At 58.9% G+C, this 21018-nt stretch carries 17 protein-coding genes; 10 read left to right on the top strand and 7 right to left on the bottom strand.

The genetic code is table 11. The annotated features are described in order from the left end of the window. Positions 1 to 268 precede the first annotated feature (268 nt). Positions 269 to 1030, top strand: coding sequence for an NAD kinase (locus AC2FF8_RS18105; protein WP_254440103.1), 762 nt, complete (start codon positions 269 to 271; stop codon positions 1028 to 1030). A 239-nt stretch (positions 1031 to 1269) separates the two neighbouring features. Here AC2FF8_RS18105 and AC2FF8_RS18110 read toward each other — a convergent pair whose 3' ends face one another. The 3 genes from AC2FF8_RS18110 to AC2FF8_RS18120 all read right to left on the bottom strand — a co-directional run bounded on the left by AC2FF8_RS18110 (position 1270) and on the right by AC2FF8_RS18120 (position 7340). Then, the gene (locus AC2FF8_RS18110; RefSeq protein WP_496880385.1) at positions 1270 to 2721 is read right to left on the bottom strand and encodes an amidase family protein; all 1452 of its coding nucleotides are present in this window, start codon (positions 2719 to 2721) and stop codon (positions 1270 to 1272) included. Between the two features lie 89 nt (positions 2722 to 2810). Next, complete coding sequence (gene prpE, locus AC2FF8_RS18115; protein ID WP_257600290.1) at positions 2811 to 4700, bottom strand: propionate-CoA ligase PrpE; 1890 nt, start codon at positions 4698 to 4700, stop codon at positions 2811 to 2813. Positions 4701 to 5066: 366 nt separating this feature from the next. After that, positions 5067 to 7340: an NADP-dependent malic enzyme gene (locus AC2FF8_RS18120; RefSeq protein ID WP_257600291.1), complete on the bottom strand. Its 2274-nt coding sequence runs from the start codon at positions 7338 to 7340 to the stop codon at positions 5067 to 5069. Positions 7341 to 7525: 185 nt separating this feature from the next. Between AC2FF8_RS18120 and AC2FF8_RS18125 the strand changes: the two genes are divergently transcribed. From AC2FF8_RS18125 to upp, 7 genes are all read left to right on the top strand, one after another. Beyond that, positions 7526 to 8230, top strand: coding sequence for a hypothetical protein (locus AC2FF8_RS18125; RefSeq protein ID WP_496880386.1), 705 nt, complete (start codon positions 7526 to 7528; stop codon positions 8228 to 8230). Beyond that, complete coding sequence (locus AC2FF8_RS18130) at positions 8193 to 9296, top strand: cupin domain-containing protein (RefSeq protein ID WP_170347244.1); 1104 nt, start codon at positions 8193 to 8195, stop codon at positions 9294 to 9296. The genes AC2FF8_RS18125 and AC2FF8_RS18130 overlap by 38 nt, the downstream gene beginning before the upstream one ends. Positions 9297 to 9389: 93 nt before the next feature. Beyond that, positions 9390 to 9782, top strand: coding sequence for a cytidine deaminase (locus AC2FF8_RS18135; RefSeq protein WP_496880387.1), 393 nt, complete (start codon positions 9390 to 9392; stop codon positions 9780 to 9782). Positions 9783 to 9786: 4 nt separating this feature from the next. Beyond that, positions 9787 to 11094: a thymidine phosphorylase gene (locus AC2FF8_RS18140; protein ID WP_496880443.1), complete on the top strand. Its 1308-nt coding sequence runs from the start codon at positions 9787 to 9789 to the stop codon at positions 11092 to 11094. Then, positions 11091 to 12302, top strand: coding sequence for a phosphopentomutase (locus AC2FF8_RS18145; protein WP_257600295.1), 1212 nt, complete (start codon positions 11091 to 11093; stop codon positions 12300 to 12302). The genes AC2FF8_RS18140 and AC2FF8_RS18145 overlap by 4 nt, the downstream gene beginning before the upstream one ends. Next, a complete protein-coding gene (locus AC2FF8_RS18150) occupies positions 12299 to 13285 on the top strand; it encodes an adenosine deaminase (RefSeq protein ID WP_496880388.1) in 987 nt (328 codons plus the stop codon). The genes AC2FF8_RS18145 and AC2FF8_RS18150 overlap by 4 nt, the downstream gene beginning before the upstream one ends. Beyond that, positions 13282 to 13914 (top strand): uracil phosphoribosyltransferase, encoded by a 633-nt coding sequence (gene upp, locus AC2FF8_RS18155; protein WP_496880389.1) that lies wholly within the window; start codon positions 13282 to 13284, stop codon positions 13912 to 13914. The genes AC2FF8_RS18150 and upp overlap by 4 nt, the downstream gene beginning before the upstream one ends. Before the next feature lie 6 nt (positions 13915 to 13920). On the opposite strand, the gene AC2FF8_RS18160 is transcribed toward upp, so the two are convergent. After that, entirely contained in the window at positions 13921 to 14934 is a 1014-nt protein-coding gene (locus AC2FF8_RS18160) for a hypothetical protein (RefSeq protein ID WP_170347239.1), read from the bottom strand. Between the two features lie 136 nt (positions 14935 to 15070). Between AC2FF8_RS18160 and AC2FF8_RS18165 the strand changes: the two genes are divergently transcribed. Both AC2FF8_RS18165 and AC2FF8_RS18170 read left to right on the top strand, forming a co-directional pair. Next, complete coding sequence (locus tag AC2FF8_RS18165) at positions 15071 to 16006, top strand: DMT family transporter (protein ID WP_496880390.1); 936 nt, start codon at positions 15071 to 15073, stop codon at positions 16004 to 16006. A gap of 281 nt (positions 16007 to 16287) precedes the next feature. After that, positions 16288 to 17061 (top strand): Hint domain-containing protein, encoded by a 774-nt coding sequence (locus AC2FF8_RS18170; protein ID WP_496880391.1) that lies wholly within the window; start codon positions 16288 to 16290, stop codon positions 17059 to 17061. A 56-nt stretch (positions 17062 to 17117) separates the two neighbouring features. On the opposite strand, the gene AC2FF8_RS18175 is transcribed toward AC2FF8_RS18170, so the two are convergent. From AC2FF8_RS18175 to AC2FF8_RS18185, 3 genes are read right to left on the bottom strand one after another with little or no spacing between them, the layout of a single operon-like run. Beyond that, positions 17118 to 19319 (bottom strand): 3-hydroxyacyl-CoA dehydrogenase NAD-binding domain-containing protein, encoded by a 2202-nt coding sequence (locus tag AC2FF8_RS18175; protein WP_496880392.1) that lies wholly within the window; start codon positions 19317 to 19319, stop codon positions 17118 to 17120. Further along, positions 19312 to 19800 (bottom strand): cupin domain-containing protein, encoded by a 489-nt coding sequence (locus tag AC2FF8_RS18180; protein WP_170347235.1) that lies wholly within the window; start codon positions 19798 to 19800, stop codon positions 19312 to 19314. The genes AC2FF8_RS18175 and AC2FF8_RS18180 overlap by 8 nt, the downstream gene beginning before the upstream one ends. Then, complete coding sequence (locus AC2FF8_RS18185; RefSeq protein ID WP_171363086.1) at positions 19800 to 21011, bottom strand: acetyl-CoA C-acetyltransferase; 1212 nt, start codon at positions 21009 to 21011, stop codon at positions 19800 to 19802. Before AC2FF8_RS18185 ends, AC2FF8_RS18180 begins: the two co-directional genes overlap by 1 nt. Between the last annotated feature and the right edge of the window lie 7 nt (positions 21012 to 21018).

The raw sequence follows: 21018 nt of genomic DNA on the forward strand, positions 1-21018 counted from the left end.
GCTGACGACCCAGTTCCGACGTGATCGAGCCAAAAAGCTCGGGATCACGATCAGCAAGGGACTGGGTGAAAAATCCGGTGTCACGAAGATTGGCGTTCATGGGCGCTCCACATGGCTGGGTAAAAAACTTGCGGATTTCCTATCGGAAACGCCACATTTGCAAAAGGCTTAAAGCGACGATTTGGCCCGCTGCGGCGTCAAGACTGGCCTATCGGGGAAAGGTATGTTTGTTTCGGAACCAAATGTGCAGCACCGGAAACCGGAAAACATGAAAAAAAGAATCGCCTTTCTTGCCAGTGAGGTCAAAGTGGCGCAAACGGCCCGGGATATTCTGGTGTCCAAACACGGTAATGCGGCGCCCCGCGACGCAGATGTTGTGGTTGCTCTTGGGGGGGATGGCTTCATGTTGCATACCCTGCACAACATGCAGCACCTTGATACACCGGTATACGGGATGAACCGTGGCACGATCGGGTTCCTGATGAACGAGTATCACGAAGACGACCTGATGGCCCGCCTGGAAGATGCCGAGGAAGAGGTCATCAATCCGCTGGCGATGCGGGCGATGGATCAGTCCGGAAAGCTGCACGAGGCGTTGGCGATCAACGAAGTATCGCTGTTGCGCGCTGGGCCACAGGCGGCTCGTTTGAAGATCAGTGTTGATGGCCGCGAGCGCATGGATGAACTTGTCTGCGATGGAGCGCTACTGTCCACTGCGGCAGGGTCGACGGCGTATAATTACTCGGCACACGGGCCTATTCTGCCGATTGGCTCGGACGTTCTCGCGTTGACCCCAATCGCCGCATTCCGCCCCCGCCGGTGGCGTGGTGCATTGCTGCCGAAAATCGCGAAGGTACGGTTCGATGTGCTGGATGCGGACAAGCGACCCGTAATCGTTGCCGCTGATTCCGTAGCTTTCCCAGACATTGACTGGGTCGAGATCCGATCCGATCCCACGATCTCACACCGCATTCTTTTTGACCCCGGGCACGGTTTGGAAGAACGACTGATTTCCGAACAATTCACATAAATTTTCGTTTCTGCGAGCTTTTTTGAGCCTGTGTGAAGCAGTTCACAGGGGATTTGCTCACAATTGGATAGTGTGGACTTGCCCGGAGAACACGCCAAGGTGGGAGTGAGTGGCCACCTGAACGGCGTATTCGAATGATTGCGCAGATTTTGCGCTGGCGAGGGTGGGTGGTGCTACGCTCGTCATCAGAAATCCGGGCTTATTTTAGCAGTCGGGCCCCGGGTACAATGTCCCGGGGTCTATTTTTTGCAGCCACCCTGCAACTCTGTCTTTTCCCAAAGCGGCAGGCACATTTGCCCCACGCGTGCCTCGATGGCCGCGGCCGCATCCACCGCCAGATCTTCGCGCCAGCGCTGAGCGGCAATCTGAACACTGATCGGCTGAGGACCCTTCGGCAATTCAGCCAGCCGGGCCGGGACACATGCCGCAGGCAGGCCCAGAAAGTTCATCGCATAAGAATATACGGCGCACCCCAAAACCTCGTGCACACCCTCAGCGCCTTCGGTGTCCCGGTCGGGTTTGAAGAACGGTTGTGGCAGGAAAGGCGACAGCACCAAAGGGTAATCCTGCAAAAACAGGGACCATTCGCGCGCATAGTGGCTTCGTTTGGCCAGCATCCGAACCATCTCGGTTTCGACAATTGGCGGGAATTCCTGAAAATACACCGCAAAGATATTCTGAATCGTTTTCGAACCAGCGGCTTCGATATCTGATTTCATAAGCGTCAGCACTTCGCCCATCAGCGTACGATAACCGATTCGACCGCATTCAAAAACGTCAGGCGGGTCAATCTCTTGCACCACATATCCCGCATCAACCAGCGCCTCTCGTGCCGTGTCGAGTGCTTTCTCGACCTCGGGGTGCAAGGCATAGCCGAATGTGTTTTTCGTAAAGGCCACCTTGACGGGCGCGTCGGGGGCAGGGCCACGCCAGGGCATCGGCACGTGAAACGGATCACGCGCGTCGGCGGCGATCAGGCTGGGCATGGACAGATGCAGGTCAGCGGCCGACCGGGTTATCAGGCCCTGAACAGACATCGACTGCGCCAGCAAACCGCGTTCGGCTTTCTGGCTTGGGTTCCATGCCGGGACGCGCCCCAGCCCGGGCTTCACCGTCACGGCTCCGTTGGCCGCCGCGGGAAAGCGCAGGCTGCCGCCGATATCGTTGCCGTGGGCCAGCGCGCCGATTCCGGCCATGACCGCAGCGCCAGCCCCGCCGGAAGAGCCGCCGGGTGAGATATGCCGCCCCCAGGGGTTGTGCGTACGGCCATACAGCGGATTGTCCGTGTCGGCGCGGAAAGAGAACTCGGGCGTGTTGGTCCGTCCGACAACAACAGCCCCTGCCTTTTGCAGATTGCTCACAACCGGGGCGTCATCCGGTGCAATTACATCTTTCAGTGCGACGACACCGTTGGTTGTGGCGTGGCCTTTTTGGTCAACATTCACCTTGATCGTGACCGGCACGCCATGCAGCGGACCCGTGGGTTTACCGCCAGCCCGCGCATTGTCCAGCGCTCTGGCGCGTTCCAACGCCTGCTCGCGAAGGTCTTCCACCACCGCATTCAAATCCGGGTTGACCTCATCCATTCGCTCGATCGAGGCCTGAACCGCCTCGGTCGCACTCAGGTCGCCGCGTCTTGTCAGGGTGGTCAGGTCTGTGGCGCTGAGACGCCAGATATCGGTTTGTGTCATGGGTCCTCACTGTCTTAACGTGACAGTAGGGAGGCTGCTTCCGGTTGCAAGAGAAGACACGATAAAGGGCGGCTTGCGCCGCCCTCGGGTTACTTGGCGTAACCGATTGTCTGCAAGGCCTCTCTGATCTCGTCAAGAATGGCTGGATCATCGATCGTTGCAGGCATTTTATAGTCCTGACCGTCTGCAATCGACACCATCGTACCCCGCAGGATTTTACCCGAACGTGTCTTGGGCAACCTGTCGACGACGACGGCCAGTTTGAAGGCCGCCACCGGGCCGATCTTTTCCCGCACCATCTTGACGACTTCCTGAACCACGTCGCCATGATCCCGATCAGCGCCGGCATTCAGGCACAGGAACCCAACGGGCATCTGACCCTTTAGCTGATCCGAAACACCAATCACCGCGCATTCGGCTACGTCCGGGTGAGCGGCAAGCACTTCTTCCATCGCCCCGGTCGACAGGCGGTGGCCCGCGACGTTGATGACATCATCGGTGCGGGCCATGATATAAAGATATCCGTCCTCGTCGATCATTCCGGCGTCGCCGGTTTCATAATACCCGGGGAAGTGCTCCAGGTAGGATTTCCTGAACCGCTCCTCGGCGTTCCACAGGGTTGGCAGGGTGCCCGGAGGCAGCGGCAGCTTGACCGCGATGGCCCCCAGTTCGCCGGCTTTCATCGGGTGGCCACCTTCGTCGAGAATTTGCACGTCATAGCCGGGCATCGGTTTCGCGGGCGAACCCAGCTTGATCGGAAGCTCTTCGATGCCCAGCGGGTTTCCGGCAATGGCCCAACCGGTTTCGGTCTGCCACCAATGGTCGATCACTGGAACCTTCAGCGCATCCTGTGCCCAGATGATAGTGTCGGGGTCAGCGCGTTCGCCCGCCAGATACAGCGCCCGCAGATGAGACAGATCGTATTTGGCGATCAATTCGCCCTTTGGATCTTCACGTTTGACGGCACGGATCGCCGTAGGGGCGGTGAAGAAGCTTTTCACCTTATGTTCAGAGATCACGCGCCAGAAGGTTCCCGCATCAGGGGTGCCGACCGGTTTGCCTTCGAACACGATCGTCGTGTTCCCGTGGATCAGGGGTGCGTAGCAGATGTAGGAATGTCCAACGACCCAACCCACATCGGATGCCGCCCAGAATACGTCACCGGGATCAACGTTATAGATGTTCTTCATGGTCCAGTTCAGCGCCACCAGATGCCCGGCAGTGGGGCGCACGACGCCCTTGGGTGCCCCTGTGGTGCCCGAAGTGTACAGGATGTACGCCGGATCGTCTCCGTCGACGGGAACACATTCCGCCGGTTCGACACCGTACTGGAACCCGTGCCAGTTGTAGTCGCGCCCTTCGATCAGCTGAGCAACTTCTTGTTCGCGCTGAAAGATGACGCAGAAATCCGGCTTGTGTTCAGCAAGTTCGATGGCGCCGTCCAGAAGCGGCTTGTAGTGCACGACCCGGCCAGGTTCCATACCGCAGGACGCCGCAATGACGGCTTTGGGTTTGGCGTCGTCGATACGGACCGCCAGTTCATTGCTGGCAAATCCGCCGAACACAACGGAATGTACAGCGCCCAGACGAGCGCAGGCCAGCATCGCCTCAAGCGCCTCGGGGATCATCGGCATGTAGATGATGACGCGATCACCTTTCTCGATGCCTTTCGCCCGCAGCGCGCCGGCAAGATTGGCCACGCGGTTGCGCAGCTCGACATATGAAATCTCGCGCTTGGTATGGGTGATCGGGCTGTCATAGATGATGGCGGTCTGCTCGCCGCGCCCGTTTTCCACGTGGCGGTCCACGGCGTTCCAGCAGGTATTGACCCGTGCGTCGCTGAACCATTCGTACAAGGGCGCGTTGTCGTCGAACAGAGCTTTGCTGGGTTCTTTGACCCAATCGATCCCCTTGGCTGCGTCCATCCAGAACGCCTCGGGGTCTTTCTTCCAACTGTCATAAACGTCCTGATACGCCATCTCGTCCTCCTCACAACGACTTGGTCTTTGTGTTAGGACCCAGAAAACTATCGGGCAAGCGCGTCAAATGACGACGCGTCAGTTTATCGCAAAATATTTGCAGTAATTCGCGCAACGACTTGCAAATTTTTGCAAACTTCTTTCTCAACATTGGATTTTCTGCGCCGAAGAGGCCATTTTGCAAACTTGCAAACTCGACCATGCAAAAGATCACGTCCGAGGCGACTCGGCACAATGCCAATTCGCCATTCTTCCGCGTGCCCCAGGGTTCCCACGGAGATGCCACGACATATAGCCGTCAAAGTGTGAGAATTGTGTTAACCGCACCCCCGCGGGGGATGCGGTTCAGGATGTTAGGCGACCGGCTTACCCGTAATGCGCCACCGGCGTCCCCGCGATGGCAGCCATGTTCAACAATCCGCGTGCGGTAATGGATGGGGTGACGATATGCGCCTTGTTGCCCATTCCCATCAGAATGGGGCCGACTTCGATCCCGTCCGCTTTCATTTTCAGGATATTGCGCACGCCGCTGGCCGCATCCGCATGGGCAAAGATCAGCACATTTGCCGCGCCCTGCAGGCGTGAACCCGGAAAAATCCGCGCCCGAAGATCCGCATCAAGGGCCGCATCCAGGTTCATTTCGCCTTCATAGACAAAGTCGCGCGGTTTCTGGTCCAGGATGTCCAATGCGGCGCGCAGGCGTTTTCCCGATCCTTCCGCCTGATTGCCGAATTGCGACTGCGAGCAGAACGCGATCTTGGGTTCGATCCCGAATCGGCGAACATGCCGCGCGGCGCCAATGGTCGATTCGGCCAACTCCTCCGGTGTCGGCAATTGCCGGACATGCGTATCGGCGATGAACAGGGGGCCGTCTTCCAATATCATCAGCGACAACGCGCCGTGCGGGCGCAGGTCGCCGTCGGCCAGCACCTGTTCAACATAGTTCAGATGCCAGCGATATTCGCCGAACGTGCCGCAGATCATACTGTCAGCCTCGCCCCGATGCACCATGATCGCGCCAATGGCGGTTGTATTTGTGCGCATGATCGCTTTGGCCAGATCCGGGGTCACACCTCGGCGCTGCATGATCTGATGATACGAGCTCCAGTAATCGTAATAACGCGGATCGTTTTCCGGGTTCACGATCTGGCAGTCCGTGCCCGGGCGAATGGTCAGGCCCAGTTTTTCGCATCGGGATTCGATGACTTCGGGGCGTCCGATCAGGATCGGTGTTTCCGTTGTTTCCTCAAGAATGGCCTGTGCAGCCCGCAGCACCCTTTCATCTTCGCCTTCGGCAAATACGATGCGACGGGATGCGACGGCCGCGGCCTCGAATACGGGGCGCATCAAAAGCGCCGACTTGAAAACAGACTGGTTGAGTTTTTCCTTGTAGACCTCAAGATCCTTGATGGGGCGCTTTGCGACGCCGCTTTCCATGGCTGCCTTGGCAACGGAAGATGAGACGACGCCCACCAAACGCGGATCAAAAGGTTTCGGAATCAGATAATCCGGCCCAAAGGTCAGTTGCTCGCCCTTGTAGGCGGCAGCCGCCTCGGCGCTTGTCGTTGCGCGGGCCATTTCCGCAATGCCGTCAACGCAGGCGATCTGCATCGCGTCATTGATCTCGGTCGCACCCACATCCAGAGCGCCCCGGAAGATGAACGGAAAGCACAATACGTTGTTGACCTGATTGGGAAAATCGCTGCGCCCCGTGGCGATGATCGCGTCCGGTGCAACCTCACGCGCGGCCTGAGGCAGAATTTCTGGCGTCGGGTTGGCCAGTGCGAAGATGATCGGACGATCGGCCATTTTCTGAACCATTTCAGGCTTCAGGACATTCGGGCCGCTAAGGCCCAGAAACAGATCCGCATCGCCGATTACATCATCCAGAGTCCGCAAGTCCGTTTTCTGCGCGAACTGCGACTTGTGCGGGTTCATATCCTCGGCACGCCCCTCGTAGACGAGCCCGTGAATATCGCACAGCCAGATGTTTTCCTGTTTCACACCCAGTTTCACCAGCATGTTCAGGCAGGCAATCCCCGCGGCCCCGCCGCCGGTTGATACGACCTTGATGTCTGCAAATGTCTTGCCGGCTACATGCAGAGCATTCTTCGCAGCGGCCCCCACGACAATGGCGGTTCCGTGCTGGTCATCGTGGAAAACGGGAATGTTCATGCGCTCGCGGCACAGCTTTTCGACTATGAAACAATCCGGCGCCTTGATGTCTTCCAGGTTGATGGCCCCGAATGTCGGCTCCAGCGCGCAGACGATATCCGCCAGCTTTTCCGGATCGGGCTGATCGACTTCGATATCAAAACAGTCAATGCCTGCGAACTTTTTGAACAGAACGGCTTTGCCTTCCATCACCGGTTTCGAGGCCAGCGCCCCGATATTGCCTAAACCAAGAACCGCAGTGCCGTTGGACACCACGGCGACAAGGTTGCCGCGCGCCGTATACTTTTCCGCGTTTGCGGCGTCGGCTTTGATTTCAAGGCTGGCCTCGGCAACGCCGGGCGAATAGGCGCGCGCCAGATCGCGACCATTGGCCATCGGTTTTGTGGCCTTGATCTCGAGTTTTCCAGGTTTCGGATGGGCGTGATAGTCAAGCGCGGCCTGTCGCAGGCTGGGGGTGTCAGACATTGGAGATTCAGTTCCCTCTGAGAATTTGATTTAACATTAAACTATTCGTCCGAGCTTGGCTACGTTGCGTAACAATGCCGACGTGTCGCAGTTGCGAGCCGGACATGGGTTGAATTTTGACACATTTTTTTTACATCTAGGTAACTTTGCGAAACGCACAAACACTCAGGCAAGACGAAGCAGCAATGACATACAAGACAGATGATCAGGCCCACGGCCTGTCCAACGGTCCTGGGGCCGGCACTGGACTTGGGCGGCTGACCATATGGTTTGCGGCGGTGGCGGGAGTTATGCTTCTCGGTGCGATTGTCATCTGGCCGGAACAGGCAGCGTTCTTCAACCAGGAAGGCGGATTGTTCGAAACGGTTTCCGCGGTTTGTTTGTTTGTTGCGGGGCTGGTGGCGTTGTGGCGATACCCGGGTGTCACCCGGCTGTATATCGGGCTGACATTCCTATTGTTGGCCGAGCGTGAGCTGGAAGCAGGCGTTTACCCTGAAGGCAGTTTGCCGTTCCTGATCCTTGACGGTCTGGATGTCGTGCTGGACGTCAATGTGGTCAGGGTCTTGCTGGCCTGCGTTATCCTGGGCGGCGTCATCTGGCATGGGGCCCCGACGGGATGGCGTGCTGTCAAACGGCGCGCTCCCTTTATGATCTCGTTCATGGCGGCCGGCTGTCTTGCCGTCATCGCTCAGCTTCTTGAGGAATATACCGGGCTGCACAGCGACGCTTTGTCGACAGTTATGAAAACGCGACTTTTCGTCATGGAAGAAACGCTCGAGATGTTCTTTTCGATTGGCATTTTGGCCTCCGTTCTGATCGGATGGCCAAAATCGAAATCTGACGAGACATCTCATGACAAAGACAGCCGAGCCTTCGCAGACCCAAGCTGAATTTCGTTTGCCAACCCAGGAAATTCGAAACGACATCCCCTTTTATACCAAGGTGTTGGGGATGCAGATGGACATGATCTATCCCGCAGACGATCCGCGCGTCGCAGTGTTTTCAGGGCACGGTCTGCGGTTGCGGATCGAAAAAGACGCGCCCGAAGGTCCGGGAACATTGCGCATCCTGACAGATGACCCGGAACGCTTTGCAGATGGCCAACGCGTTCTTGTCGCGCCGAATGGGACCCGGATCGAAATCGAAGAGCGAAATCCGCCGCTGGTGATGCCTGAAACAGTTCATTCCTTCGTGGTGCGCAGGCTCAAGGATCAGGCGCCCTGGATCATCGGTCGAGCGGGGATGCACTATCGCGATCTGGTGCCGGATCGTCTGGGCGGATCGATCATCGCCAGCCATATCCGCATCCCGGACGGGGGCCCGGTGCCCGATATGGTGCATTTTCACAAAGTCGGGTTCCAGCTGATATTCTGCATTCATGGCTGGGTGGATGTCGTCTATGAGGATCAGGGAGAGAGAATGCGCCTGACCGCAGGGGATTGCTTTATCCAGCCGCCGGAAATCCGTCATCGCGTGCTTGAGGCGTCGGACAATGTTCAGGTCATCGAGATAGGTGTGCCAGCGGAACATGTCACGGAAATCGACCATGACATGCAGCTTCCCACGCCGCATTTTCGCCCGGACCGCGAATGGCAGGGACAACGCTTTGTCTACAACCGGGCCAAGGACGCCGAATGGGTACCGTTCCGCCTTCCGGGTTACATCTGCCGCGACACGACAATTGCCGAGAACACCAAAGGGGTCGCAGGCGTTCAGGTCGTTCGCAAAGGGCAGGGCGATACCGAATGGGCCAGCCACGATACGGACATTCACTTTACCTTCGTGATGGACGGAGCGGTCACACTGGAAGGCGAAGGACGCGAGCCCTACCGGCTGGAGCAAGGAGACGCCTTTGTCATCCCGCCCGGGATGCGCACGCGCTTGTCCTCGCCCTCGGACAACATCGAGTTGCTGGAAGTCACCTTGCCCGGTACGTTCACGACAACACTGGGCTGACTGAAAAACATTGGCTGGGGGCTTCAATTCCTCTGCCTTTTTACTTAACGGTCCAAATTTCTGACCAGATGATCAAAAAAACGGGGAATCGCCATGTCGCTCAAAGACGCTGCCTTGTCAGTTCGCGAAAACGCCTATGCGCCTTATTCGAATTTCAAGGTTGGCGCAGCGCTTCGATCCTCCTCGGGTCAGGTCTATTCCGGGTGCAACGTTGAGAATGTGGCATATCCCGAAGGCACTTGTGCCGAGGCCGGTGCAATCGCCTCGATGGTTGCTGCGGGCGAGCAGGAACTGACAGAGGTCTACGTGGTTGCCTCCAGCCCTCAGCCTGTGCCGCCTTGCGGTGGGTGCCGCCAGAAACTGGCCGAGTTTGGCAAGCGCGATGTGAAAGTTACACTGGCAACCGTGGACGGTGCCGAATTCGAGACAACCATCGGGGATCTGTTGCCGGGCGCATTCGACGCGTCACACATGGAGGATGTCTGAACGCATGGATGCCCGCTCGATCATAGCAAAACTGCGCAGGCAGGAGGTGCCCGGTCGCGAGGAGCTGATCTGGTTTGCGCAGGGGCTTGCGGACGGAAGCGTCAGCGACGCGCAGGCCGGGGCTTTTGCCATGGCCGTCTGCATGGGCGGTTTGGGCCCTCGGGGACGTGCGGATTTGACGATCGCGATGCGCGACAGTGGAGACGTACTGACCTGGGATGTGGACGGATCGGTGGTCGACAAGCACTCGACCGGTGGTGTCGGGGACAGTGTCAGCCTGGTTCTTGCCCCGGCGCTTGCGGAATGTGGGGCGTATGTCCCAATGATCTCGGGCCGGGGCCTGGGGCACACCGGTGGAACGCTTGACAAGCTTGAGGCTATCCCGGGGGTCAGCACTCAGATCGGGCAGGGCCGTCTTTCGCAGATTTTGCGCGAAACCGGCGCCGCCATCGTCGGAGCGACGGGCCAGATCGCGCCCGCAGACAAGCGCCTTTATGCGGTGCGGGATGTGACCGCGACGGTCGAGAGCCTGGATCTGATCACAGCGTCGATCCTGTCCAAAAAGCTGGCCGCCAGCCCGGACGCGCTGGTTCTTGACGTCAAGGTCGGCAGCGGCGCTTTCATGAAAACGATGGAAGATGCCCGCAAATTGGCCACCGCATTGACCGAGACCGCCAACGCAGCAGGGTGTCGCACGTCGGCGGTGATCACTGACATGAATCAACCCTTGGCCCCGGCGTTGGGGAATGCTTTGGAGATCGCTGAGGTGATGAAAGTGCTGACCACGTCGGATATGTCACCTTTGGCAGACATTTCTGCCGAGTTGGGGGGCGTCTTGCTGACCGATGCAGGAATGTGCGGTTCGGTCGAGGAGGGGCGTGATAAAATCTTTGAAATCATCCGAGACGGACGCGCCGCAGAGCGATTTGGTCGCATGATGGCAGCTGTTGGTGGCCCCGTTCAGTTCGTCGAGACCTGGGCTCGGTTCCTGCCTGAGGCGAATGTCATCCAAGAGGTTCCGGCCCCGCAGGACGGCTTCATCTCGGCCGTCGATGGCGAAGCTCTGGGTCTTGCCGTGGTTGCGCTGGGCGGTGGCCGTCAGGTCGAAAGTGATGAGATCGACCCCGCCGTCGGGATATCCAGTATTCTTCGGCTTGGCGATCGCGTGTCCAAAGGCGCGCCGATTGCCGTGATCCATGCTGCGCGGGAAGATGCCGCGCGCCGAGCCGCAGAAACCGTGCTGAGCGCGATTGAGATCAGCGATACGGCTCCGACGCTTCCAGATCTGATCCACGAAAGGGTTCGCGTATGAGCCGTGCTTTTCTCGTCGTCATGGATTCCGTCGGAATAGGCGGTGCGCCTGATGCCGATCGTTTTTTCAATGGTGACGTCCCGGATAGTGGGGCAAACACGCTGGCTCATATCGCGCAGGCCTGTGCCGAAGGGCGGGCCGAAGACGGTCGCTCGGGTCCTTTGAACCTGCCGAACCTCGACGCGCTGGGGTTGGGTGCGGCTGCGCGGCTGGCGTCTGGGGACGCAACCCCCGGATTGGACGCCGAACCCAATGGGTTGTGGGGCTGCGCGCGCGAGCATTCGCCCGGCAAAGACACGCCCTCGGGCCATTGGGAGCTGGCAGGTCTGCCGGTGCCCTGGGATTGGCACTATTTCCCGGATACGGTTCCAGCTTTTCCAGCGGACCTGAGCCGCGCAGCGGCCCAAGCCGCCGGGACCGAAGGCATCCTTGGCGATTGCCATGCCTCGGGCACGGCGATCATCGCTGAACTGGGTGCCGAGCATATGCGAACCGGCTGGCCGATCTGTTACACCTCAGCCGACAGTGTGTTTCAGATCGCAGCCCATGAAGAGAGTTTCGGGCTGGACCGTTTGCTGGGTATGTGCCGCGCGCTTGCCCCGCGCTTGCACGAGATGAAAGTGGGTCGTGTCATTGCGCGCCCCTTTGTCGGCACGCCAGAGGCGGGATTCAGACGGACAACCAACCGCAAGGATTTCGCCATTCAGCCGCCCGCTCCGGTTCTGACCAATTGGGCGCAGGATGCCGGGCGGAAAGTGCACGCAGTGGGCAAGATCGGCGACATCTTTTCCATGCAGGGTATCGACACGCTGCGCAAAGGGTCGGACGCTGAACTCATGCAGCACCTTTCAGATCTGGTGGATGACGCCGAAGAGGGCAGCCTGACTTTCGCCAATTTTGTTGAATTCGACAGTCTTTATGGCCACCGCCGCGATATCAGTGGTTATGCCCGAGCATTGGAATGGTTCGACCACGAGATCGGCGAGATTCTGCCCCGGCTCCGCCCCGGCGACCTGTTGGTGTTGACCGCCGATCATGGCAATGATCCCAGCTGGACCGGGACAGATCACACACGTGAACAAGTACCGGTTCTGATTTCCGGGTCAGGCACGGGGCAGATCGGCCAGGTGGACTTTGCCGACATTGCCGCCAGCATCGCCCATCACCTGAACATTCCGGCGCAAGGACCGGGAAGGAATTTTCTATGAGCGTCGCCGATCTGCCGAAAATAGAACTGCACCTGCATCACGAAGGCGCCGCGCCACCGGCGTTCATTCGTCAGCTTGCGCATGAAAAACGGGTGGACCTGAGCGGTATCTTCAAGCCGGACGGATCTTATGATTTCCGCGATTTCGCGCATTTCCTGAATGTGTATGAAGCGGCTTGCGAAGTCCTGAAAACGCCTGAAGACTTCCGGCGGCTGACATTGGCCATTCTCGAAGAAAGCGCCGAAAATGGTGTCGTCTACTCTGAGACTTTTCTGAGCCCCGATTTTTGTGGCGGCGGCGACCTGCACGCCTGGCGGGACTATCTGAACGCCATTCAGGACGCGGCGGACGAGGCCGAGCGCAAGTTTGACATTACTTTGCGCGGTGTCATTACCTGTGTGCGCCATTTCGGTCCCGATCAAGCCAAGCGCAGCGCCAATTGCGCGGCAGAGACTGCGGGCGACTGGATCACCGGTTTTGGCATGGGGGGAAATGAATCCGTTGGCACTCAGGGCGATTTCAAATGGGCGTTTGACTGCGCGCGCGAGGCCGGGTTGCGGCTGACGACACATGCCGGAGAGTTCGGCGGCCCTGAAAGCGTGCGCGATGCAGTGCGCGATCTGGGGGTCGAGCGCATCGGGCACGGTGTTCGCGCCCTCGAGGATCCAGACCTTGTTCGCGAACTGGTCGACCGGGACATCACTCTTGAGGTCTGTCCTGGATCGAATGTGGTTCTGGGGCTTTTCCCCGATTTTGCGGCCCACCCGATTGCGAACCTGCGCGATGCAGGCGTGAAGGTCACGGTATCCACAGACGATCCCCCGTTTTTTCACACGACCATGCGACGGGAATATGAGATGTTGAACGCAGCCTTCGGCTGGGAGGCCGAAGATTTTGCGGCCCTGAATCTGACCGCCCTGGAAGCGGCCTTTTGTGATGATGATACCCGTGCGCGGGTCAAGAAAAGACTGGAGAACACATGAGCGAACATCTGACCGTCGTCGATCACCCGCTGGTGCAACACAAACTGACGCTCATGCGGGACAAGGGGACCTCGACCGCCGTGTTCCGGCAGTTGCTGCGCGAAATTACGCTGCTGCTGGCCTATGAGGTCACGCGCGAAATACCGTTGACCACGCGCCATATCGAAACACCGATGGAAGAAATGGACGCCCCCATTCTGGCGGGCAAGAAAATGGCGCTGGTGTCGATCCTGCGCGCTGGAAACGGGATGCTGGATGGGGTGCTGGAGCTGGTTCCTTCCGCGCGCGTCGGTTTTGTCGGTCTGTATCGCGACGAAGAAACGCTGAAGCCCGTGCAGTATTACTTCAAAGCACCCGAGAGCCTTAAGGACCGTTTGGTTATCGCGGTGGATCCAATGCTGGCCACCGGCAACAGTTCGGCTGCGGCGATTGACCTGCTGAAAGAGGCGGGGGCGACGGATATCCGCTTTCTCTGTCTGTTGGCCGCGCCGGAAGGTGTGGCGCGCATGAAAGAGGCGCACCCGGATGTGCACATCGTCACCGCCGCACTGGACCACGAACTGAACTCGAAAGGCTATATCATGCCGGGGCTGGGCGATGCGGGCGACCGGATGTTTGGAACCAAGTAATCCGGATTATTCGCCGCATATGTTTTGCAGCCGGACCCAGTCGCGGTCCGGCAACACCTGTTCCAGGGTACGGCCAGCCATGGGATCAGCCTCGATCAGACCCAGTACTGATTCACCGGTAATGTCCTGAGCATAGGCGTAAGGGGTAGAGGGCAGGGCGCTTTGTGAGAACATCGCCAGCAAGTCGTCGTCCGGAAGGGATGGTCGGGGCTGCGAGAGGACCTGTTCGGTATAGGTGTCAATGATCTCAGGTGTCAGTTCCCCGGTCGTCAACAACCGAAAGGCCGAGGATGCCCCGGTTCTGTCCAGCAGATCATCCAGCGGGTCCTTGAGCGCCGTCCGCGCGCGCTCTGCGATAACATAACCTGCTGCGACCGCAGGGTCTTCGTGGTCTTCTACCAGGGCACGATTCAATAGAACGGTGCCACCCGGCAGGCTGAGGCTGTCCTGAACGCCCGCGGGCAGAATAACGATCTGCCGGACGCCCGTACGACTGGCCAACCGATCCAGTGAAGCCTGCGCATCCACAGACGTGCAGGCCGGGCCCGAGACGCGCTCGATCCGCCGCAGGATCGTGTCTCCGATCTCCTGTCGTTTGATTTCGGGCACGACCGAGACAACATGGTTTTGCAACGCACCGGGCAGCCAAAACAACAATACCGCCAGAACCGCGGCCACAACGCCTCCGACGCTCATCCAGCGCAAACGACCGGGATGAGGACGAGAGCGTTCGATGGCACGTTGCAGCCGGTCGATCGCTTCAAGCATCGTGGTTTCGGATTCTCCCAGTTCCAGTGTCTCATCCGGATCGCCATCGGGGCAAAAAACAGCCGGAAAGACACCGGGGTTCTGCCGTTCAAGCGCTGCCAAAGACCAATGAGTCAAAGCCCTGTCATTGAAATCGGAAATGGTCAGGGTCGCCTTGCCAATCGAAACCACAACTTCGCGCCGCTGTTCATCGGGCGAAGGGCGCCACAGACCGGTGGCTTCGATCCGCTGGTACTGTTTCAGGGCCGTCATCTGGTTGGGGTCTGCTCGAAATTGTTTTGCCACAGCTTAGCATGGTGAAATCGCCGGGCGCAAACCTGTTGCGCAGGTATTCCGATTTGTGCTGGATACCCGTCAGGAAAAATTTGATCGCAACAAAGGCGCGGACATGCAGCAAGACACGACCACCTCTCCGGTGCTGGCTTCGGTCCTTATGGTGGCTGCAATGGCGATCATCGGCGTGATCGACAATGTTGTGATCCTGCTGGCCGAGACGGTCGGGCTGTGGCAATTCCATTTCATGCGTGCATTGCTGATGCTGCCGCTGATTGTCGGCCTTTCCCTTATGGGGCTGGGCGGGCTGAGGCCGCAACGGTGGGGAGCGGTCACCTTACGCAGTCTTCTGATTACGACGGCCATGTTTTTCTATTTTGCGTCGCTGTCGATGATGCCGATTGCGCAAGCCCTGGCAGGGTTGTTCACCTCGCCGATTTTCGTGCTGTTGATTTCGTCCATAGCGCTCGGGCAAAAGATCGGGCCGTGGCGCATTCTGGCCGTTCTGGTCGGTTTTTCGGGCACTCTTCTGGTTTTGCAGCCAAACCCGGTTGCATTTGACATGCGTTCGGTTTTCCCGGTTGCCGCTGGTTTTTTCTATGCCTTGAGTTCGATCATGACGCGGACATATTGCGCGCGTGAAAGCACGGTAGCGATGCTGGCAGCCATGGTCATTACCCTTGGGCTGTCAGGGGCCGTGGGTGCCGCCTTGTTCACAGTTGCACCCGTTGCCACGCTGGACGGGCCGGACGGCTTTGTTACACGGGGTTGGGTCTGGGAAGTGGGGCCCGCGCTGCAATGGATTGTTGTTCAGGCCGTCGGGTCAACGATTGCCGTCTTCATGCTCATCAAGGCCTATCAGGTAGGCGAGACCTCTTACGTGGCCGTGTTCGAGTATTCGGTGATGATCTTCGGGCCGCTCTTTGCATTCGTCGCACTGGGTCAGGCCCTTGATTTGATGCAAGTGTCCGGGATTGTCCTGATCGCGGCGGCAGGGGTTTTGCTGGGCTGGCGGGCCAGGCGGTCATCCACCCAGCAGGAACTTGCCTGAAACGTACAACAGCGCACTGCCAACGGATTTTGCGGCTGCAACCTCAACAAGCGGGTTCATTTCAACGGATCAGGTGTAGATGGATTCGTAAGTTCCATGCATGCTGACCGTTTCGAAAATCGCACAAAAGCCTGTTTAAGCCTTGTGAGTGTTTACCAAATCGCCCTGAGAACGCGCTGAGACGGCCTAAATTGGGCATAAATATGTCCGAAATAAGACAGCCCCGATTTTTGATGTTAGCTGTTTGGCATAGTGAGTTTGTGCCAAAGGGGGTTAGGCACGTGTCTGAAGTTACGAGTATTTCTGTATATCTTGATCAGTCGTCCGAAACTGATCCATCCAGTTTGAACCACGCCGTGAATGCGCGCCGTGGCGGATTTTTGAACGGCACGAAGGTTGCGACAACCAGCGGGTGGAAACCGGTTGAACGCATTGCCGTCGGCGATCTGGTCCGAACTCTGGATCACGGGTTCAAAGAGGTGCGCCGCATCTCGACCAGCGTCGTGGTCATTCCTGCCGAAGAGCGCCGTTCCGAGTATTTGCCGGTTTTCGTACCTGCACGCGCCGCATACAACGGGCGCCCCGTCTGGCTGATGCCCGAGCAGGGCATCGCTCTGAACCTGTCGCAGATTGATGCCAGTGTCAGCGGGTGTTCCGTTGTCTCCGCACGATTGCTGAATGGCGTGGGTCGGTTTATGTCGCAGGCACCGGGATCGTCGTTTGAGGTCCGTTCCCTGTTTTTCGACGAAGATCAGGTAATTTTTGTCGAGGGCGGCCTGCAAGCGTACTGCCCTTCCGGCCTGTTCAACATGCGCGGCACAGCCAGCGGGGCTGGTTACGATGTCGCCGACGAAGACACCGGCACAGAGCTGGTCAACCAGATTGCAAGCAGGGGCGATATGTCGGCCCTTGCCAATCCATTGGGTGCCCTGCCTGCACCCATTCCGCAGGAACCGATATTTCCGATCCGTCCGCCCTCTGGGGTCAGGCGGCCGGGTCGACCGGGGCGTCCAAACGCACCGGTGCTGTTTTTGCGGCCCGAATGGCAGATCTAACCAAACACTGACAAAAACGATGCAGGCGCGTGAACTCACGCGCCTGCATCACTGTTTCAGGCAGCTTTTGCTTCGGGGTTGAAGCGCCCGTAGAAGGTTTGCCCCTTCTCGGCCATCTCACGCAGCAGCGGCGGGCAGGCAAAGCGTTCGCCATATTTCTCGGCCAGCTGATCGCATCGTTCGGCTGCGTAGGGCGTGCCGATGATGTCGAGCCAGCTGAGCGGACCACCGGACCAAGGCGCAAAGCCCCAGCCCAGAATGGCGCCTACGTCGCCTTCACGGATGTCTTCCAGCACACCTTCTTCCAGCGCCCGAACCGCTTCCAGAACCTGCGCGAACATCAGGCGCTCCTGTACTTCGATCAGGTCGGGCTGGTCTTTGGCAAGTGGATACTTCTCTTGAAGACCCTTCCAGTATTCGACGCGTTTGCCCTTTTCGTCATAGACGAAGAAGCCGGCGTTTGCCTTGCGCCCCAAACGGCCCTGTTCTTCCATCCAGAAGATCAGATCGTCCGAGGGGCTTTCCGGATAGGCATCGCCCATGGCTGCCTTGGTCGCACGGGCGATCTTGGCACCCAGATCAATCGAGGTTTCGTCGGTCAGCTGGATCGGACCAACCGGAAAGCCCAACTGACGCGCCGCGTTGTCGATCAGCACGGGGCTTACGCCTTCGGTGATCATCCGTGCACCTTCGTTGATGTACGGAATGATGCAGCGGTTGGCGTAGAAGAAGCGCGCATCGTTGACCACGATCGGCGTCTTGCGGATCTGGCGCACATAGTCGAGCGCCTTGGCAACGGCGCGATCACCGGTTTCCTTGCCCTTGATGATCTCGACCAGCAACATCTTCTCGACCGGCGAGAAGAAGTGGATGCCGATGAATTGGTCCGGACGCACGCTTGCCTTGGCCAGATCCGAGATCGGCAGGGTCGAGGTGTTCGAGGCAAAGATGCAGTGCTCGGGGATGATCGCCTCGACCTTTTTGGTCATCTCGGCCTTTACGCCCATGTCTTCAAACACGGCTTCGATGATCAGGTCACACCCTTTCAGATGGTCCAGATCCGGTGTCGCCGTGATGCGCGCCAGCATGGCCTCTTTCTTTTCGGCCGTGACCTTGCCGCGCTTGATACCCTTGTCCAGATAGGTTTCGGTATAAGCTTTGCCTTTGTCGGCCGCCTCCTGATCACGGTCGATCAGAACGACCTCCATGCCAGCTTGGGCAGAAACCAGTGCGATACCGGCCCCCATCATGCCAGCGCCCAGAACGCCGATTTTCTTGACGCGTTGATCGGGCACACCTTTCGGACGGACCGCGCCTTTTTCAAGCGCTTCCTTGTTGAGGAACAGTGTCCGGATCATCGCCGACGAGGACGGGTTCATCAGAACGTTGGTGAACCAGCGGGCTTCAATTTTCAAAGCGGTGTCAAAATCAACCAACGCGCCCTCATAGATCGCGCTCAGAAGGGCTTTGGCCGCAGGAAACGCACCTCGCGTTTTTCCGTGAACCATGGCGCTCGCGCCCACGAAGGTCATGAAACCGGCAGGGTGGTAGGGCGCACCACCGGGCATCTTGTAGCCCTTCGCGTCCCAGGGTTTCACCAGATCAGCGTCCTTGGCATTCAGAACCCATTCCTTGGCCGCGGCAACCGGATCGTCGGCAACCGCGTCGATCAACTGCGCGCCCTTGGCCTTGGCCGGGTCCATCATCTTGCCTTCAAGCAGTACGGGGGCCGCCGCCATTGCACCAACCATGCGGCTGTAACGGATGGTGCCGCCGCCGCCGGGGAAGATGCCCAACAGGATTTCGGGCAGACCGATCTTGGACTTTGGATTGCTGGTCATAACACGGTGATGACACGCCAGTGCGATCTCGGTCCCGATCCCGGCGCAGGTTCCGTTGATCGCGCAGGCGATGGGTTTGCCGCCTTTCTTGGTCTTGGGGTCCATGCCCGCCAATTCCAGCTTGCGCAGGATGTGATGCCCGCCCATGACGAAATCAAACAACGCCTGTGCGGGTTCGTCACCCGCTTCCTGACGGATAGTCGCCAGTGTGTTCAGGTCCATGCCACCGGCAAAAGAGCCTTCCTTGCCCGAGGTGATGACAATACCTTTGATCTCGTCGTCGCTCAGGGCCTGATCAATCAGTTGGCTGACTTCCTGAAAAGCTTCGCGGGTCAGCACGTTCATGGATTTCCCCTGGGCGTCCCAGGTAACGAAAGCGACGCCGTCCGCGTCTTTGGTCAGAGTGAAATCAGTCATTGTCATCTCCAATCTGGTCAGCCGTCAGCGGGCTGCCGTCTTTCCGGGTGAAAGAGAATCCGTTCTCATCATCCTTCACCATCATGTCTATGTCGCTGTAATAGCCGGTCTCGGTCGGGGTCCGTGTGCCCACCACCAAAAAGGTCGCGGGCGCATCGGTTTTGTTCACAAGGTGGTGGCCGTTGGCCTCACCAGCGGGCCAAGCGGCGCAGTCACCGGGCAGCATCTCATGCTCACCATCGTCATCGATCAGCACGCATTTGCCGCTGAGCATGATGGCAAATTCGTCCTGCTCCATATGGTAGTGGCGCAGCGACGAAAGGCCCCGGGGCTCCAGCCGCACGATGTTGACCCCGTACTGGGTCAGCCCGCCCGCATCCCCGACGCGCTGCACGAAACGACCAGCGGTCGCCTCGGCCAGCTTGCCCGGATAGGACGAGCCCCCCTTGAACGGGATCTGAGAGAGATCCAGCTTGGGCATCAGACCCGCTCGATAATCGTTGCCGCACCCATGCCGGACGCAATGCAGAGCGTGGCCAGACCGATTTCCTTGTCCTGGCGCTCCAGTTCGTCCAGCAAGGTGCCGATGATGATCGCACCGGTTGCGCCCAACGGGTGTCCCATCGCGATCGAGCCGCCGTTGACATTGACCAGGGCCGGATCGACGTCAAACGCCTGCTGGAACCGCAGCACGACCGAGGCAAAGGCTTCGTTGACTTCGAACAGGTCCAGATCGCTGATCTTCATGCCGTTGTCGGCCAGGATCTTCTCGGTCACCGGAACCGGGCCGGTCAGCATGATGGTCGGGTCGGTGCCGATCTTGGCGGTCGCCTTGATGCGGGCGCGCGGTTTCAGGCCGTATTTTTCGCCAAATTCCTTGTTGCCGATCAGGACGGCCGCAGCCCCATCCACGATGCCCGAGCTGTTGCCGGCATGGTGGATGTGATTGATCCGCTCTAGATGCGGGTATTTCAACATTGCTACCTTGTCGAAGCCGGGCATCTGTTCGCCCATCATCTGGAAGGACGGGTTCAGCGCGCCAAGGCTTTGCATGTCGGTGCCGGGGCGCATGTATTCGTCACGGTCCAGAATGGGCAGGCCGTTCTGGTCCTTGACGGTGATGACCGACTTTTCGAACCGGTTGTCGGCCCAGGCTTCCGCCGCGCGCTTTTGCGATTCAACCGCAAGAGCGTCTGCGTCATCGCGGCTGAACCCGTATTCCGTTGCAATGATATCGGCCGAGATGCCCTGCGGCACAAAGTAGGTCTCCATTGCCAGAGAGGGGTCAACGGCAATCGCCGCGCCGTCGCTGCCCATGGGAACACGGCCCATCATCTCAACGCCACCTGCGATGTAAGCGTCGCCTGCGCCGCCCTTGACCTGGTTTGCGGCCAGGTTCACGGCTTCCATTCCGCTCGCGCAGAAACGGTTGATCGCCAGGCCGGGGATTGACTGGTCCAGGTCCGAGGCCAGAACAGCCGAGCGCGCCAGACAGCCGCCTTGCTCCATCACCTGCGTGACGTTGCCCCAGATCACGTCTTCGACGGCGTGGCCTTCCAGGTTGTTGCGTTCTTTCATCGCGTTCAGGGTCAGGGCGGACAGGCGCACCGAGGTTACCTCGTGCAGGCTGCCATCCTTGCGGCCCTTGCCGCGCGGTGTGCGCAGAGCGTCATAAATATAAGCTTCGGTCATGGGTCTT

The sequence above is a fragment of the Ruegeria sp. YTSA144 genome, from assembly GCF_059610125.1.

Excerpts from the sequence above, each read along its gene's own strand:
- AC2FF8_RS18175 (WP_496880392.1), bottom strand. The coding sequence starts at position 19,319 with ATGACTGATTTCACTCTGACCAAAGACGCGGACGGCGTCGCTTTCGTT.
- AC2FF8_RS18160 (WP_170347239.1), bottom strand. The coding sequence starts at position 14,934 with ATGACGGCCCTGAAACAGTACCAGCGGATCGAAGCCACCGGTCTGTGG.
- AC2FF8_RS18110 (WP_496880385.1), bottom strand. The coding sequence starts at position 2,721 with ATGACACAAACCGATATCTGGCGTCTCAGCGCCACAGACCTGACCACC.
- AC2FF8_RS18145 (WP_257600295.1), top strand. The coding sequence starts at position 11,091 with ATGAGCCGTGCTTTTCTCGTCGTCATGGATTCCGTCGGAATAGGCGGT.
- AC2FF8_RS18140 (WP_496880443.1), top strand. The coding sequence starts at position 9,787 with ATGGATGCCCGCTCGATCATAGCAAAACTGCGCAGGCAGGAGGTGCCC.
- AC2FF8_RS18120 (WP_257600291.1), bottom strand. The coding sequence starts at position 7,340 with ATGTCTGACACCCCCAGCCTGCGACAGGCCGCGCTTGACTATCACGCC.
- AC2FF8_RS18185 (WP_171363086.1), bottom strand. The coding sequence starts at position 21,011 with ATGACCGAAGCTTATATTTATGACGCTCTGCGCACACCGCGCGGCAAG.
- AC2FF8_RS18125 (WP_496880386.1), top strand. The coding sequence starts at position 7,526 with ATGACATACAAGACAGATGATCAGGCCCACGGCCTGTCCAACGGTCCT.
- AC2FF8_RS18180 (WP_170347235.1), bottom strand. The coding sequence starts at position 19,800 with ATGCCCAAGCTGGATCTCTCTCAGATCCCGTTCAAGGGGGGCTCGTCC.
- upp (WP_496880389.1), top strand. The coding sequence starts at position 13,282 with ATGAGCGAACATCTGACCGTCGTCGATCACCCGCTGGTGCAACACAAA.
- AC2FF8_RS18165 (WP_496880390.1), top strand. The coding sequence starts at position 15,071 with ATGCAGCAAGACACGACCACCTCTCCGGTGCTGGCTTCGGTCCTTATG.
- AC2FF8_RS18150 (WP_496880388.1), top strand. The coding sequence starts at position 12,299 with ATGAGCGTCGCCGATCTGCCGAAAATAGAACTGCACCTGCATCACGAA.
- AC2FF8_RS18135 (WP_496880387.1), top strand. The coding sequence starts at position 9,390 with ATGTCGCTCAAAGACGCTGCCTTGTCAGTTCGCGAAAACGCCTATGCG.
- prpE (WP_257600290.1), bottom strand. The coding sequence starts at position 4,700 with ATGGCGTATCAGGACGTTTATGACAGTTGGAAGAAAGACCCCGAGGCG.
- AC2FF8_RS18105 (WP_254440103.1), top strand. The coding sequence starts at position 269 with ATGAAAAAAAGAATCGCCTTTCTTGCCAGTGAGGTCAAAGTGGCGCAA.
- AC2FF8_RS18130 (WP_170347244.1), top strand. The coding sequence starts at position 8,193 with ATGACAAAGACAGCCGAGCCTTCGCAGACCCAAGCTGAATTTCGTTTG.